Raw genomic sequence first — 14,822 nt, 5'->3', positions numbered from 1 at the left:
TCCAAGGTAGTAATACTGTAATTCAAAGAGTTCATGCGAGGAAAATTTTGTGTGCTCCCCAAATCTAGAGGCTTGGGCGGCGCTCACTTTTTTGGTATGACGGACGACAGTTAGCGATGCCAGCGTACAACTTCCGTATATATAAGCCAAATGATGAAGATAGCTCAGAAACTTCTTTATCGTTGTTTACCGGAGAAAAATACTCATAATTAATTACCAAGTACCAGATCATTTATTGACGATTTCTGAAAAACGATTAAAAGCCCTGAACTTATTATCGCGCTCAGTCGTCACGTAGATCGTCGTCGTATCGATCGATGCATGACCGAATTGATCTTGGATGATCTGTACAGGAACACCATTCGCAATCGCATGCGATCCACATGTATGACGTAACCAGTGTGTACTGGCTCGGTGCATGTGCCTAGCATCTTCCTTAGACTCTTTGGCCTTGCGATATGCGGCATCAACAAAGAACGCTTTAAGAATATCAAAAATTCTGCGTGACGAGAGCGCCCGTTCCGGTCGTCTTAATTCCATCGTTTTTTTCCCTTTGTCACCTGTTTCATACAAAGTGTAGCCAGGTATCACATTAATTAACGGCGTCTCAGCAGGTGCATTTTGATACGATGTAATTCCACGATGACTAAGGTAGTCATTCAATTCTTGAATGACGTTATAACTTAACGCAACATCACGTAGTTTATTTCCTTTGCCTAATACCTGGAGTTGATAACCAAAGTCCGACGTACCAAACAGAGAAAAACTCTTTACATCCTCTACGCGTGCAGCAGCCATTTCAGACAGCCTCATTCCCGTTTCATATGCTAATGTCAAAATGAAACGTAACCTGAAATATCGACTATTTTTTTCGTATGTTTCGAGGTGACCAATTAAAAAATTCCATTGCTGCTCAGTAAACGACCTGGTTGCGTCCGCTTTAAAGACACCGTACTTGCTGGCCTTGACTGTCTCAAAAGGATTACTATCAAGATAGCGCTGGCGTACCAACGTCTCACAAAGCATTTTGACGATTGTAATTGCCTGTTTCTGTGAAGAGGAAGAGAGTACACCAATCTTTTCTATGGAGAGATCTGGAGGCATTCCATCAAATTTCTTCCTGATCTTAGACGTTACTGACTTCTTTACACGGACTGGATTTTCAAAGGGGCGCCATTGTGGACTCCAGCGTTGAGTATTCCGTTTCCCAAGCCAGTGATCCTGTGCCATACGGTACTTGTCACACCATGCTTCCGGCGTCAATCGGCCCAGGTCATTTAAAAAACTCTTATAAGCAATACAGTCATCAGCCATGAGGGAGGAGAGGGGCTTTCCACGCTCCAGAACAGACCAGAGGAGAAATCGCTCTGCTTCTTTTCTGTAATTACGGTAGGTGTTGGCATTATTCTCTACCAGCTTGAGCCATAACTGAATAGCATCATAGTCGTTATTGACGCCACTTCGATTTCGTTCGGCACGGTTCTCTCCCACACTACCGTCCATCGACGGGTCGGGAAGAAAATACTCCAGTGGAACGATGCCAAACTCTTTTGGGCGGGTGGCTTCCAGTGCAGCCACATCAAGCTCACTGTGTTTAACGAGGGCAAATGTGCTGACCGATTGTCCTAAATCTTTTTCGTACAGCTGCAGCCATTTCACCAAATGCGCAGCGGTAACTTCACCGACCTGATTTAAGTGGCGGTACCATAGGTGACCCTTTTGATTAATTGTGTTCAAAAGTGCGCCCACAGTGTCAATCCGGGCGCTCATGAGCCTATGCGCCACAGCAGGAATAATCCAGGCATCGACAGGATCCTGAAGAAGTGGAGCAATCGCCACCTTGGCTTCCAACCAGTTTAATGCTTCATTTTGTTTCCTTAACAGACTGGCTTTTCTTTGTTGACGTGGATCAGGCTTTACATCACCGAACTCCTCCTGAAATAGTTCAATCAAGTCTGCTTCGGAATACATCTCATAGGGATCACGTTCTTCCCGATACGCATCCAATGAGGGAACCTCGACAGTAGAAATCGGCTTTAATTGCTCTGGTTCAATATTAATAATACGGGCAAAGGCAAATTTTCCGTGTCGTTTTGCAATAACAGACAGATCCTTTCGGATCCATTGCAATGTGATCACTATTTCTTTACTCGATATCCTGGTCGTGGTGGCGTTTTCCAAATAACGCTTCGCCATTTCATATTGATCCAGACCTTCAAGGTATGCACGGAAGAATGCGAAGTGATGCCGGCCAGCACGCTGCAATATCCGATCGATAGCCAAATTGTCCCGAGACTCAGACCAGCTCGAGGCAAGCCTCTGTATGTTATCGCGTTCGGTGGATGCGGCGTCGTTTTCTTGATGATGGTGGTCTTGACTCATGGCGGCATCATTCCTTTGATATTGGCCCAGCGCGTTTTATCTTCCTAAACTGGGAGAGTTTTTTTGACTATAAAGCTACAAAAGAATTCAGAGTTAACTGAACAAAACTTCGGGATTAAGTGAATTTCAAAATTAAGTGTTTGTTTTTCAAGGGAAATGATACTCCGAGATTTTAACGATAGAAAAAGTATAGCTCAAAACTACACTAATTTAACTACGTTGATTATAAGAATAATCAACGTAGTTTTATATCTAAAAAAGAGGAGAGTCAGCAAATAGAAGCTCGCAGAACTCGACGAGTCAAGCATATTGACTCCAATGCTGTTTACATTAAATTTCTACAGTAATTCGCTGCTCAAAAAGCTATCCACCAAATTGGATCACATCAGGGTCGTAGGCCCCTCTACACATACAATATAAGAAAATTTTTTAAGTCCGCAAAAATAAAATTTAATTACCTTATTGATATCACCTAATTTCTAAGTGAGGGGACAGATAAGCATGCCCCCTCGTATTTCCAAATGTTTCAAAGTGTCCAGAATTCCAGGAAATCCGAAGAAAAATTAAGTGAACAAAATCGGTAAGAATTCAGAGTTAGCTGATTTTTTATTCAGATTAGACTCGAACTCAAAAAGATAAGTCTTTGATTTAACTTGAATTCGAATTCAGAATTAAAAGGACATCGACAGTGTTAGTCAAAGTTGGCAGCGATTGTGCCGAAGAAGACCGCGCAGGGTGAGGGTGATATCTCACCCGCCATGCGCGAGGGCCTGCCTTAAATCCACTGGTCGTTCTCGACAGTACGCTCCCTCGCAACTCCCTCACCCGTATTCACCACACCTCGAGGCTCGATCAGCAACAGCTTCACTTCGGCGTTTGCACAGGGTTTGTGCTCAACGCCCTTTGGTACCACCGCCATCTGACCGGCGCGCAGCATGATCGAACCTTCCCCCGAGGGCCCAGCACGAAAATCGATACGCAACTCTCCTTCCAGCACAACGAACGTCTCGTCGGTATCGGCATGCCGGTGCCACAGGAACTCGCCCTCAACCTTCACGACCTTGAATTGATAGTCGTTCATTTCAGCGACAACGCGCGGTTGCCAGTGACCGTCGATCTGTGCGATCTTGCCGATCAGATCGATGGTCTGGCATTGGCCGCGCTCGGCAGGTACAGCATTGTGGTTCAAGGATAATGACATTATTCTCTCCATTCATGGGTCTATGCGTCGAGGATACGCATGCTCCTTGTGGCCGTATTGAACGATCGTGGGTGTTTCTAGCCGCGCTGGAGGCCGCCCGCGATCTGGAGCCAGCGTCCCGGCGTCAGCCCGAAAGTCCGCGCGAAATGGCGTGTCATGTGACTCTGATCAGCAAAGCCCGCGGCCGCAGCGGCATGAGCCAACGAGGTTCCAGCAAGCAATATGCGCCGCACCGCGTCAAGGCGCCGCATCGTCAGATAACGGTATGGGCTGGTGCCATAGAACGAGCGAAAATCGTGCGACAGGCTCCAGCGATCACGGCCCGTTGCCGCCTCGAGTTCATCCAGCGTGACGACGCGCGTGCAGTTCGTGTGCAGATAGTCGCGTGCGCGCCGTACCGCGAGGTAGTCGCCTTTCAGGCGTCGCGCGGGCATGCCGGCAACGGCGGCAAGTGCATGCGCCAGTTCGGCGAGCGCATCGCTCTGTTCGAGTGGATCGAGCGTCGAACCGACATGCTGCAGCAACGTCGCAGTTGCTGCAGCAATGCGCGGATCGGTCGTCACGCCGCCGTCAAGGAACGGCAGCGCGCGTCCACCGAGCACGTCCTGAAAGAGCGCGGGTTCGACGTAGATCATCCGGTACTGGAACCCTTCATCGGTGCCGGCCTGGCCATCATGCGCCTCGTCGGGATGCAACACGAGCGTGTTGCCGGGCAGGCTGTTTCGCTGGCCACGCCGATAGCTGAACCTTTGCACGCCGGCGAGCGTGCGACCGATCGCATAGGTGTCATGACGATGCATCGCATACGCGTTGCCGCTAAACCAGGCTTCGATGCGCTCGACGCCATCTATTGGCTCGGCACGTTTCACCCAGTCAAGGCGTGCGCGTGGTGCTAGTCGGTTCATGATGCATGGTCCAACATAGACTGCAGTGTCACATCGCCTACCATCATGGTTCGTCCGACCTATCCATGGTTTACTCCCTCTATTCGCTCTTTGCTATTTTATACGCTGGCCAGCAGTAAGTGTCGCCCGCAACCAAAGCTCAACCGACTATCTAAAGTGGGCCGCGAATCTGAGATGGTAGTTTAAGCTGTCGTCCTTGAAAGGATGGTAGCGCATGATTGAAGGAAAAAACGCAGGGTGCACACGGCAGAGTTCAAGGCCAACCGTTAGACCATCATGTATCTGACCAACACGTTACGCAATAAGAGCAGCCACTTGCTCCTGCGCATCAAGTTGCACGAGCAGCTTGACACGGTAACAGATGAAACGATGTTTCTGACGTTTGTCCGGGCGGGGCGGCCTGTATCGCCGCTGTAGCAGTCGTTCGACTGATACAGCATGTGCTTGTAAGCTGCACCTTGTGCCTTGTCCATGCCGTGCCACGCGTCTAGACTGGGGCCTTCTCGACGCTACGACTGCATACCATGACCGAACTCCTGCCCCTGATGAGCTATTGCTTTGTGATGTCCGCAACACCCGGGCCAAACAATGTCATGCTTGCCACCACCGGTGCTAATTTCGGCTATCGCGGTGCGCTGCCGGTTATCCTGGGCATACAGGTCGGCATCTTTGTGCAGACCATGCTCATGTGCGTGGGGCTGGGCAGCGTGTTCGTCGCGTACACGATGGCGCAGCAGGTACTGCGGATTACGGGCGCGCTGTACCTGATGTTTTTGGCCTGGAAGCTTGCCGGTGCCTCGGTGGCGGGAACCAGCGCACCGAAGGCAGTGTCGTTTACGCAGGCGGGGCTGTTTCAGGCGCTGAACCCCAAGAGCTGGCTCAAGGCGATCACCATGGCATCGGTCTTCATGCCTTCGCAGAGCAACATGCTCGCCAACGCGCTGCTGGTGTCCGTGATCGGCACCTTGGTGGGCATGCCGTGCAACACCATGTGGGCGCTGTTTGGCGTCTCGATCCGCAGCATGCTGAAAGCGCCCCGCAACCAGCGCATATTCAATCTGGTGATGGGGGCCATCCTACTGCTCCTCGCCGTGATGTTTTTACGCTAGACTTCCACCATGATTCCCCTCGACCGCTCCTCACCCATCGCCCTGTTCAAGCAGATTGAGGACGCGTTGCGCCAGCAGATTGCGCAACGCGTCCTGCCCGGCGGGACCAAGCTGCCGTCGATCCGTCAGCTCGCCACGCAGCTCGCGGTTAGCACCAACACCGTGGTGGTGGCTTATGACAGGCTGGTGGCCTCACGCGTCATCGATACACACGGAACGACGGGCTTCTTCGTCTGCGCGCCAACTGACGCCAGCCGCGCCATTCCCGACGAGGTGGAGCTGGAAGCTGGCCAGGAGCAGGAGCCAGTTTGGCTGAGCCAGCAAGTGAACGACCAGCGGCCTGGCGTGCTGCTGGTCAGCAGCGGCGCCTTGCCTCCCACTTGGCTGCAGGACGCGGTGCCGGGCGCCGCCGTGCAACGTGGCCTGGCGCGCAGCGCGGCCGGTATGGCCTCGCGCTGTCCACCGCAAGGGCTGGCCGAACTGCGCGAGCAAATCGCGCTGCTGTTGCGCAGCATCGGCATCGCTGCGGACGCCAGCCATATCCTCACCACTTTCGGCGGTACTCATGCAATCGATCTGATCTGCCGCACGTTTCTACAGCCCGGCGATACGGTGCTGGTGGAAGACCCCGGATATTTCCTGATGTTCGGCAGGCTAGGCCAGGAAGGCGTGCACTTGGTGCCCATCAAGCGCCGTCCTGATGGCCTTGATCTGGACGAACTGGAAGCCGCCTGCCGCGCGCATCGTCCGCGTCTGCTATTCGTGCAGACGGCTTTGCACAATCCCACCGGGTGGAGCAGTAGCGCCGCCAACCTGCACAAGGTGCTGATCGTAGCGCAGCAGCATGGCGTCCTGATCGCCGAAGACGACGTGCACGGCCATTTCCAGCAGGGCCACAGCACGCGGCTGGCATCACTGTCCGGGCTGAACGGCGTGATCTACTACTCCAGCCTGTGCAAGGCGCTGAGCCCAGCCCTGCGCATGGGTTACTTGGCCGCGGCACCCGCCCTGCTCAAGCTACTGATGCGAACCAAAATCCATGCCATCATGACTTTGCCTGCGTTGAACGAATACGTTCTGCTGGAAGTGCTCAAGGCCGGCAACCTGCGCAAACACCTGGAGCGGCTGCAACGCAAGATCATGGTGGCGCGCAATACCAGCATGCAGCAACTGAGCGCGGCCGGCGTGCTGTTCGAACAACCCGGTGATGCAGGAATTTTCCTGTGGGGCACCATGCCCGAAGGGCTGGACGTGGATTTGTTGGTGCAGGACGCCTACCGCAACAAGATCCTGATGATGCGTGGCGCCGCGTTCTCGGCCAACGACACGCCCGACCAGCACATCCGCTTCAACGTCGCCTTCAGCCAGCATCCTCGCGTGAGCGCCTACCTTGATGAACGCTTGCGCGCAGTGGCAGGCGCGCGCTCAAGCCTGGCCCGCGTCAGCGGCGCCGCCAGCATTGACGGCAAGTTCTGAGTTCGGCTGCGCCCTCCTTCCTTTGCACTTCATCGAGACAGCGTAAAGCATTCAGTCCGAGGCGGCTAACCTATGCAATCACCTTGCCGGACTGACTGATGCGTATTCCAGTAAATGCAGGCGCAAGCTCCTTTTTTTCCGATGATCAGCCCGATACAAGTATTTCGATTGTCCGTTGATCTTGATATAGGTTTCATACCTTTGCCAACTATTAGCGACAAGACATTGGTATTTTCTGAAGGTTTTTTCTCACAGTGGAAGTAACCAGACTGCCTAGCGATTTAGGGACGGATGGTCAACAACGATACCGAGTTCTTACATCACTACCAGCGGGCTGGCAAATATTGTGCGTAATAAAGCGGCATCACGATATGAGTTTTCTCGATTTCTGCTGAGCCCTGCGTGCCAGTGAGCTTAATGGTTTTATGTGGTTTGCATTTTTCAATATATGATTGCAGCGACTTTGCGCGCGTGCGTTTGCCGCTTTTGACTTCGACCGGAATGATTTGGCCTTGATCATTGGTGACAATGAATTCAATTTCTGCGCGTGCGTCATTCCATGAAAAACTAGGTTCTATGCCAATTGCGGCCAATTCTTGTTGGACGAAATTTTCAGCAATGTAACCTTTATATTCGAATGCCTGTCGTTTGATTTCGAGGTAGCCGACACCAAGCATATTGTTGAGTAGACCGATGTCAAACATGAAGAGTTTAACTTTGTTTTCTTGTTGGTAAGCAGCCAGCGGTGTTTTCGGCATTCCTTCTATCGGGTGATTTTTCAATGCGAGGCGACACCTGTGCAGCCAATTGATCGCTGTTTCAAATTCGCCGTATCGTGATTTTTTTCCATAGACACCTTTGAATTTGAAACGATTAACAGACTCATCGACGACCGCGGACAATTGCGCAGGAATTTGATTGAAGACAGCTTCAATCAATTGGGCGTCGCCTTTGTTTGAATACTTTCCAAAATCGCGACGGTACCCTTCTACCAGATTTGTATGAATTTGGGTAACGTTTGATATACGTTCGAGTATGCTTGCGGCTGGATTCACAAACCAAGCTGCTACCGCCTCAGGCAGTCCGCCAGTGAAATAGTAATCGGTAAGCTTATCAAATAATATGCTGTGTGCTGCGGGGCTATTCACTTGTTTTTCGAAAGCCTTGATCAGTGCGGGCTCATTTGAAGCGAGTAGGAATTCGTAAAACGTCAGAGGACGCAAATTATATTGCTCGACTTTGCCAACGGGAAAAGAATTGAGTAATCCAATATTAGAACCACTAGCAGCAATGTAATAGTCTGGAGTTTTTTCTGCAAAATATTTTAAGGATGAGATTGCGCGCTCACACTCACCAATTTCGTCGAGTATTAATAAATCGGTAGCTGGATTAAAAACTTGCCCAGTGAGCAATTCAATATTTGACAGAATTTCGTTTGGAGCTAATGATCCCGCAAATGCTTGGGCAAGATCAGGGCGCTCCAGAAAATCGAGATGGAGCGTGTGAGTAAATTCCTGTCCGAATAATTGTTTCAACAGATACGTTTTTCCGGTTTGACGTGCCCCATCAATCAGCAACGGCTTGCGTTGCTGTTGCGATTTCCAATTGATTAGCTTGTCAAGTAACTGTCGTTTCAATTATGTCCCCTAAGAATATGGCAATAATAGCGATGTTGTCATATTTTTCCAGTCACATTTTAGATCTGATTGTACTTAAATTTGCATTTTTATGCGCGTAATAATGAATATATTTACATTTTTACGCGCATAAAAATGTATTTCATTTTTTTATATGCGCGTAAAAGTGATAATTATTGTATTCAAGGACAACCGATTACACTACTGGCATCATTCAAATATGAATGACTAATCGACAATATAGTCATGGAGTCAGTCAGTTATTTCACCTTCACTTTAGTTATAAATCGCTCCCGATAAAAATTGACTACCTATTATCGTTATGCAGATTTCATACTCTTTGCGAATGAGTTCTTGAAATATTCCTGGGGGCGGTTAACAATCAAGCACCCTAGATGTAAGCGCAAACGAAGTTAAGGAAAGACCGACGCCTCCCCGGATTCAGTAGCCCCCGGCTTTAGAGCCCAGGGGTTAATGTAACTGCTTTTTCTGCCAGTTTCCGGGCATAGTTTGCGGGCGTGAGTCCACCCAGCGATTTTTTCAGTCGCTCCTCGTTATATTCCCGCCTCAACGCCTTGATTACCACCTTTGTATGCGACAGACTGGTGAACCAATGTCCGTTCTGGCATTCATCGCGGAAGCGACCATTGAACGATTCGATATAGGCATTCTGGTTCGGCTTTCCCGGTTTGATCAGCAACAGCTTCACGCCACGTTCATACGCCCAGGTGAGCATCGCATGACCACAAAGTCGGTCCGAATCGCCTGCGGTAAGCCCCGATGCAAAGCGACCACCCAGACTGCCGCAGCTTCAGATAGATCATTCCTGAGCCATAACGCCGATGCCGCTGGGCCAGCGCCACGATCTGCTCTCGCAGCATGATATTTCGATCCGATGCCGGTTGGTAGCGATAAGCGCTGGCGCTTGGCGTGACGGTGCGCTTACCACTTTTTCCGCAGACCTCGTTCTCCAGCATCGATTCAGCCAATAGCTTCTTCAACCTGACATTCTCGACTTCTAGTTCCTTCAGGCGCTTCGCGTCGAGCACGCTCATGCCGCCATACTTAGATTTCCATTGGTAATAGGTCGCTTCAGAAAAGCTATGCTCACGACAAACGTCTTTGACCAACCTGCCTGCTCCGACGGCTTTCAATATTCCGATGATTTGTGTTTCTGTAAATCTGCTTTTACGCATTTCTGTTCTCCTTTGGCATATCAGTTTGCCTCAAGAACTCCAGTTATACATGGCTCGATTTTATGGGAGGGTTACAGTGCCACCTGCGCTGAGTTGACCACCGGTGATGGTGGTGGTGACCTGCCCCCCAAAATTAGTACGATAAAGATGTAGAGTCTGCCTATAGGAGGCAGCATGAAAAAGCGATTTACGGAAACCCAAATTATCGGTGTGTTGAAGGAAGCTGAAGCCGGCAAGAAAGTGGCTGACCTATGTCGTCAGCACGGCATCAGCGAAGCGACCTACTACAACTGGAAAGCCAAATTCGGCGGTATGAGCGTCTCTGATGCGCAGAGGCTCAAAGCCTTGGAGGTCGAGAATGGCCAACTCAAGCGCCTGCTGGCGGAATCGATACTCGACAACGCTGCTTTAAAAGATATCGTCAACCAAAAGTGGTAAGCCCACAAGCCAAGCGTGCCGCCGTTTTGTATTTGATGACGGCGCATCAGCTAGGAATTACCCGTGCTTGTGGGATCAAGATCGAACTACCGCTACCAAAGCCAGCGGCAGGACGACGCCTCGCTCAAAGCACGACTGCACGATTTGGCCAACCTGAAGCGGCGCTACGGTTATCGGCGGTTGCACATCCTGTTGCGGCGGGATAGCTGGGCGATTAACCACAAGCGCACTTACCGCCTGTATCGGGAAGCCGGGCTGATGATTCGCCGAAGGAAACGCAAACGTATTGCTGGCGTCGAACGCGTAGTCAAAGCGCCGGCGATGGCACCGAATCAAAGCTGGTCGATGGATTTTGTCTCGGACGGCCTGATGGATGGACGACGAATTCGGTGCTTGAACATCGTCGATGATTTTACGAAACAGTGCCTGGCGATTGAAGTGGATCGCTCCTTGCCCGGGCTACGGGTCGTTCGCGTGCTGGAGCGGCTGGCAGAAAACCGAGGGCTGCCGACATCGATTACAGTCGATAACGATCCGGAATTTGCCGGTAAGGCGCTGGATGCATGGGCCTATGAACGGGGGCTTAAACTCCACTTTATCGAACCAGGCAAGCCGCAGCAAAATGCGTACATAGAGAGTTTCAACGGCAAATTCAGGGACGAGTGCTTGAACGAACATTGGTTCGTTTCCCTGCGCTACGCCAGAGAAACGATAGAAGAATGGCGTCAGGACTATAATGAGCAACGACCGCACAGCTCGATTGGCTATCTGACGCCGAATCAATTTGCAGACAGTTTTTTAACCGTGGACTCTAATTTGGTTTCGTACTAATTTGGGGTGCAGGTCAAACTGATCAAAGCCTCTACAGCTAACAATGTTGCATACCTTCTATCCACTCCGTCGGTAATGATAGGTCGCACCGAAGAGGGCGGGCTCAGTCCACGCGAGCTTCAAATCCTCAGGCTAGTTGTGGAAGGAAGCTCCAATAAGGAGCTCAGCAGAAAACTATTCGTAAGCGAAAACACGGTGGAGACACACTTACGTCGGATTTACTTGAAACTAAGCACAAAAAATCGAACACAAGCAGTTTCGAAGGCCCGAGAGAAGGGAATAATTTAGTTCTACTCACCTCTCTGTTGGAAGAATGCATTGCCAAATATTTCAATGTTGGGAGACGTCGGCGCTTTATTTTTCATTTTCTGAGACGCCACTAATAAGTCTGGCAGCGCGTTTCAGCATGAAAGGACAGCGAGCGTAGCTTCGATAAGGGTGGCGTCATGCTGGAGTAACCTCATCCTGTAACAAACCACGAGCACGTTGGTTGGATTTATAAATACTGTCACTCATCGGCATTACACCCGACTTAATGCTCTTAACCCACTCCTGTGTTGAAGTGACCGCTGCAAATCGTGATTGAAGCACTATGCTGAAAATGCGATGAATATCTTTTGCACTCGCATAACCTGCCTGATTCAGATACGATACAGAGCCGGAAGCATCGTGCAGGAACTCAACGGCCATGCCATTGTGCATAGCATGATTGATAGTGGACGAATTGCAGTTATGAGTCATATAGCCAACTACCGTCAAAGTATCAACTCCATTAGCCTGGAGCCATTGCGCCAGGTCAGTCTCAGGATAAGCACTAGGTAACGTCTTGCGTACGTAGTGATCGGACGGGCGTGATGCCACCACTGGATGTAATTGCCAGCCATCGGAATCAATAGCAAAAAGAGGTGAGCTCGCTGGAGCGGTCTGCTGCACAACGATAGTTGGGATTCCGGCAGCGCGCGCAGCATCCATAGCGATACCAATATTAACAACTGTTTCCTGCGGATTTGGATATTCAATAGGCAGGCCGCCAGTGAAATATTCATTCTGAACATCAATAACAATCAGGGCTCGCTTTTTAATGGTGGACATGATTTGGTTCCTTTCGATAGTGGAAGTTGAGGCTTATCGGAAGCATCGGCAACCGGTAGACAGAATCTTGCCCTAGCGCTAAGCTATTCAAAAGCGGCCCAGTTGCCAATGTACGATGAATTCGGGCCAACATCTCATACAAAGCTGATCTCACCAATATATGGCTATGCACGCTTCCAAAGAAATTGCTGTTCTGGCGTTTAATAACATGAGCCCATTTCACTTGTCGGTGCCGTGTCTTGTATTCGACAACTGCACCGAAACTGGCTTACCGTCTTCCAGATTACGAATTTGCGCAGCGGAGTCATCGCCGGGGTCTGCACTGCGTACGAATGCGGGATTTTCAATACAAACGGAACTGACTCTGGCAGATGCCAGCCATGCCGATGTTCTGATTGTTCCCTCCTGGCGGGATGCACAGGAGCGACCACCTGAGCAGATGCTGGAAGCGGTGCGATCAGCTCATGCACGTGGCGCAACAGTGGTTGGGTTATGTCTGGGTGCATTTGTATTAGCCGAGGCGGGTGTTCTGGACGGTCATCAAGCCACCACGCATTGGAGCAGTGTAGACATATTTGCCAAGCGTTATCCAAATGTGAAACTAGTACCCGATGTGTTGTATGTAGATGCAGACGATGGACAACTCGTGACCTCCGCCGGAACTGCTGCCGGATTGGATTGCTGCCTGCATCTGGTGCGTCGATGGCATGGTGCAGAAGTCGCAAACCGCATCGCGCGGCGACTTGTGGTTGCACCACACCGTCAGGGAGGACAGGCGCAGTATATTGAACAGCCGCTACATGATGGACAAGGTGGTGACCGACTTTCCGATTTACTGAATTGGATGGTAGACCATCTTCATGAGCCGCATAATCTCAGTACATTGGCCGATCGCGTTGCGATGAGTCGACGCAATTTCACGCGCAGGTTTAGAGAATTAACAGGAACAAATGTAGGGCAATGGCTGCTTGGCCAACGTCTTGCATATGCGCAAAGAATGCTGGAAACGACGCAACAACCTATAGAGAACATAGCGCAGCATGCCGGTTTTGGTAGTGCCGTATCAATGCGCCAACACTTCAATCGGGCATACCGAACATCGCCCAGCGCATATCGGGCACTATTTTCTCAGCGTTGAGCACTGCCCTTCAATCTGCTTCACGTAACTTAAATGACGAATTCCGAGACCTTCCCAAGTGATCTCACAACATTATCCGACTACCTCCAGACTCTGCGTATTATGTAAATAGGCTGTCGCCTCCTACGCTGGTATCCCCGACCTGCGGGATGCAGACTTGACAGGTTGACTCGCAAAAGAAATTAACTCCCTGTAAGTACTCACCTTAATAACATTGTAGTTATCAATAAAACACTTTTTAGTATCGCAGAATAATCGTCATCATCCGTGTGCCTTCGAACAGATGCTCTGCATATATCAGCCTAGTCTTTAGCTTGTATCTACTCTCGTTTACAGCAGGAGAACAGCTATGCAAATAGGCATGATAGGTTTAGGCAGGATGGGCTCACGCATGGTGAGACGTCTGTTGGCAAAAGGTCATAACTGCATCGTTCATGATTCTGTAGAACAAACAATGACACAATCTGAAAAAGATGGTGCCAGCCCAGCTTTGTCTCTGAAAGATATGGTGCAGCAACTGTCAAAACCCCGCGCTATTTGGTTAATGGTGCCCGCAGCAATGGTTGACGAGGTATTAACAAGTTTATTACCCCTGCTTACCAAGGGTGACATTGTGATTGACGGTGGCAATTCTTACTATCGTGATGATATACGGCGCGGTACTCAATTACGGGAAAAAGGAATGCACTATCTTGATGTAGGAACAAGTGGTGGCATTGCCGGTCAGGAACGTGGTTATTGTCTGATGATCGGTGGCGAGATCAACATTGTTGAACATATGCGCCCAATATTTATATCGCTTGCTTCCGGTGTTGAGATAACGACACGTACACCCGGCCGAGTACTGAAGTCGCTTGACATCGACGATGCAGAACAAGGATTCTTGCATTGCGGCAGCTTTGGAGCAGGCCATTTCGTCAAGATGATACACAATGGTATCGAGTATGGAATGATGTCTGCCTACGCTGAAGGTCTCAATATTCTACATAGTGCCAACATTGGCAAGCTTGAATTTAAGCAAGATCACGATTCTGAGAGTGCCCCACTACGTAATCCAGAATTTTATCAATACGACATGAATTTGCCCGATATCACGGAAGTATGGCGACGAGGCAGCGTCATCAGCTCTTGGTTGCTTGATCTGACGGCATCAGCCTTACTCCACGATCCTGATCTGGATGCCTACGCTGGTAACGTGGCGGATTCAGGAGAAGGTCGATGGACGCTCATTGCCGGCATTGAAGAAGCAGTACCAATCAGCACGCTCAGTTCAGCGTTGTTTGAACGTTTTTCTTCCCGTGGACAAGGCGACTTCACTAATCGGATGTTGTCAGCAATGCGCAATGAATTTGGTGGACATCTGGAAGTAAGTAGCCAGCAAGCCGCAGAGAGTGCACCATAATGCGAATTGAATCAG

Annotated in this window: 10 protein-coding genes and 2 pseudogenes; 6 read left to right on the top strand and 6 right to left on the bottom strand. The window is 50.1% G+C overall.

Annotated elements, in window-relative coordinates; genetic code table 11:
* Window positions 1-228 precede the first annotated feature (228 nt).
* The 3 genes from ACO0LB_RS14445 to ACO0LB_RS14435 form a co-directional block, all read right to left on the bottom strand.
* Window positions 229-2,382: a tyrosine-type recombinase/integrase gene (locus ACO0LB_RS14445; RefSeq protein WP_423050225.1), complete on the bottom strand. Its 2,154-nt coding sequence runs from the start codon at window positions 2,380-2,382 to the stop codon at window positions 229-231.
* Window positions 2,383-3,157: 775 nt separating this feature from the next.
* Window positions 3,158-3,583 carry a cupin domain-containing protein gene (locus ACO0LB_RS14440; protein WP_423050223.1) on the bottom strand — a complete coding sequence of 142 codons (426 nt, stop codon included), beginning with the start codon at window positions 3,581-3,583 and terminating at the stop codon, window positions 3,158-3,160.
* 77 nt (window positions 3,584-3,660) lie between these two features.
* On the bottom strand, window positions 3,661-4,488 hold the full coding sequence (locus ACO0LB_RS14435) for an AraC family transcriptional regulator (protein WP_423050221.1): 828 nt from the start codon (window positions 4,486-4,488) through the stop codon (window positions 3,661-3,663).
* Window positions 4,489-5,012: 524 nt separating this feature from the next.
* Between ACO0LB_RS14435 and ACO0LB_RS14430 the strand changes: the two genes are divergently transcribed.
* Window positions 5,013-5,597, top strand: coding sequence for a LysE family translocator (locus ACO0LB_RS14430; RefSeq protein ID WP_423050219.1), 585 nt, complete (start codon window positions 5,013-5,015; stop codon window positions 5,595-5,597).
* A 9-nt stretch (window positions 5,598-5,606) separates the two neighbouring features.
* Window positions 5,607-7,073: a PLP-dependent aminotransferase family protein gene (locus ACO0LB_RS14425; RefSeq protein ID WP_423050217.1), complete on the top strand. Its 1,467-nt coding sequence runs from the start codon at window positions 5,607-5,609 to the stop codon at window positions 7,071-7,073.
* Between the two features lie 323 nt (window positions 7,074-7,396).
* Here the strand turns inward: ACO0LB_RS14425 and ACO0LB_RS14420 are convergent, their stop codons facing one another.
* Window positions 7,397-8,710 carry an ATP-binding protein gene (locus ACO0LB_RS14420; protein WP_423050215.1) on the bottom strand — a complete coding sequence of 438 codons (1,314 nt, stop codon included), beginning with the start codon at window positions 8,708-8,710 and terminating at the stop codon, window positions 7,397-7,399.
* A gap of 457 nt (window positions 8,711-9,167) precedes the next feature.
* A pseudogene (locus ACO0LB_RS14415) lies at window positions 9,168-9,906 on the bottom strand (integrase core domain-containing protein).
* 174 nt (window positions 9,907-10,080) lie between these two features.
* Between ACO0LB_RS14415 and ACO0LB_RS14410 the strand changes: the two are divergent.
* Both ACO0LB_RS14410 and ACO0LB_RS14405 read left to right on the top strand, forming a co-directional pair.
* Window positions 10,081-11,175 (top strand): annotated as a pseudogene (locus ACO0LB_RS14410) (IS3 family transposase).
* Window positions 11,176-11,250: 75 nt separating this feature from the next.
* Window positions 11,251-11,463, top strand: a complete 213-nt coding sequence (locus ACO0LB_RS14405; protein ID WP_423050213.1) for a response regulator transcription factor — start codon at window positions 11,251-11,253, stop codon at window positions 11,461-11,463.
* 156 nt (window positions 11,464-11,619) lie between these two features.
* Here the strand turns inward: ACO0LB_RS14405 and ACO0LB_RS14400 are convergent, their stop codons facing one another.
* Window positions 11,620-12,267, bottom strand: coding sequence for a cysteine hydrolase family protein (locus tag ACO0LB_RS14400; protein WP_423050211.1), 648 nt, complete (start codon window positions 12,265-12,267; stop codon window positions 11,620-11,622).
* Window positions 12,268-12,427: 160 nt separating this feature from the next.
* Between ACO0LB_RS14400 and ACO0LB_RS14395 the strand changes: the two genes are divergently transcribed.
* Both ACO0LB_RS14395 and gnd read left to right on the top strand, forming a co-directional pair.
* Window positions 12,428-13,405, top strand: a complete 978-nt coding sequence (locus ACO0LB_RS14395; protein ID WP_423050209.1) for a GlxA family transcriptional regulator — start codon at window positions 12,428-12,430, stop codon at window positions 13,403-13,405.
* 349 nt (window positions 13,406-13,754) lie between these two features.
* Entirely contained in the window at window positions 13,755-14,807 is a 1,053-nt protein-coding gene (gnd, locus tag ACO0LB_RS14390; RefSeq protein WP_423050207.1) for a phosphogluconate dehydrogenase (NAD(+)-dependent, decarboxylating), read from the top strand.
* Window positions 14,808-14,822 lie beyond the last annotated feature (15 nt).

It is taken from the genome of Undibacterium sp. SXout7W, assembly GCF_049339385.1.
Taxonomy (GTDB): Bacteria; Pseudomonadota; Gammaproteobacteria; order Burkholderiales; family Burkholderiaceae_D; genus Undibacterium.
Note: the sequence above shows the minus strand (reverse complement) of the source record. Positions and strands in the feature narration are given on the sequence as shown.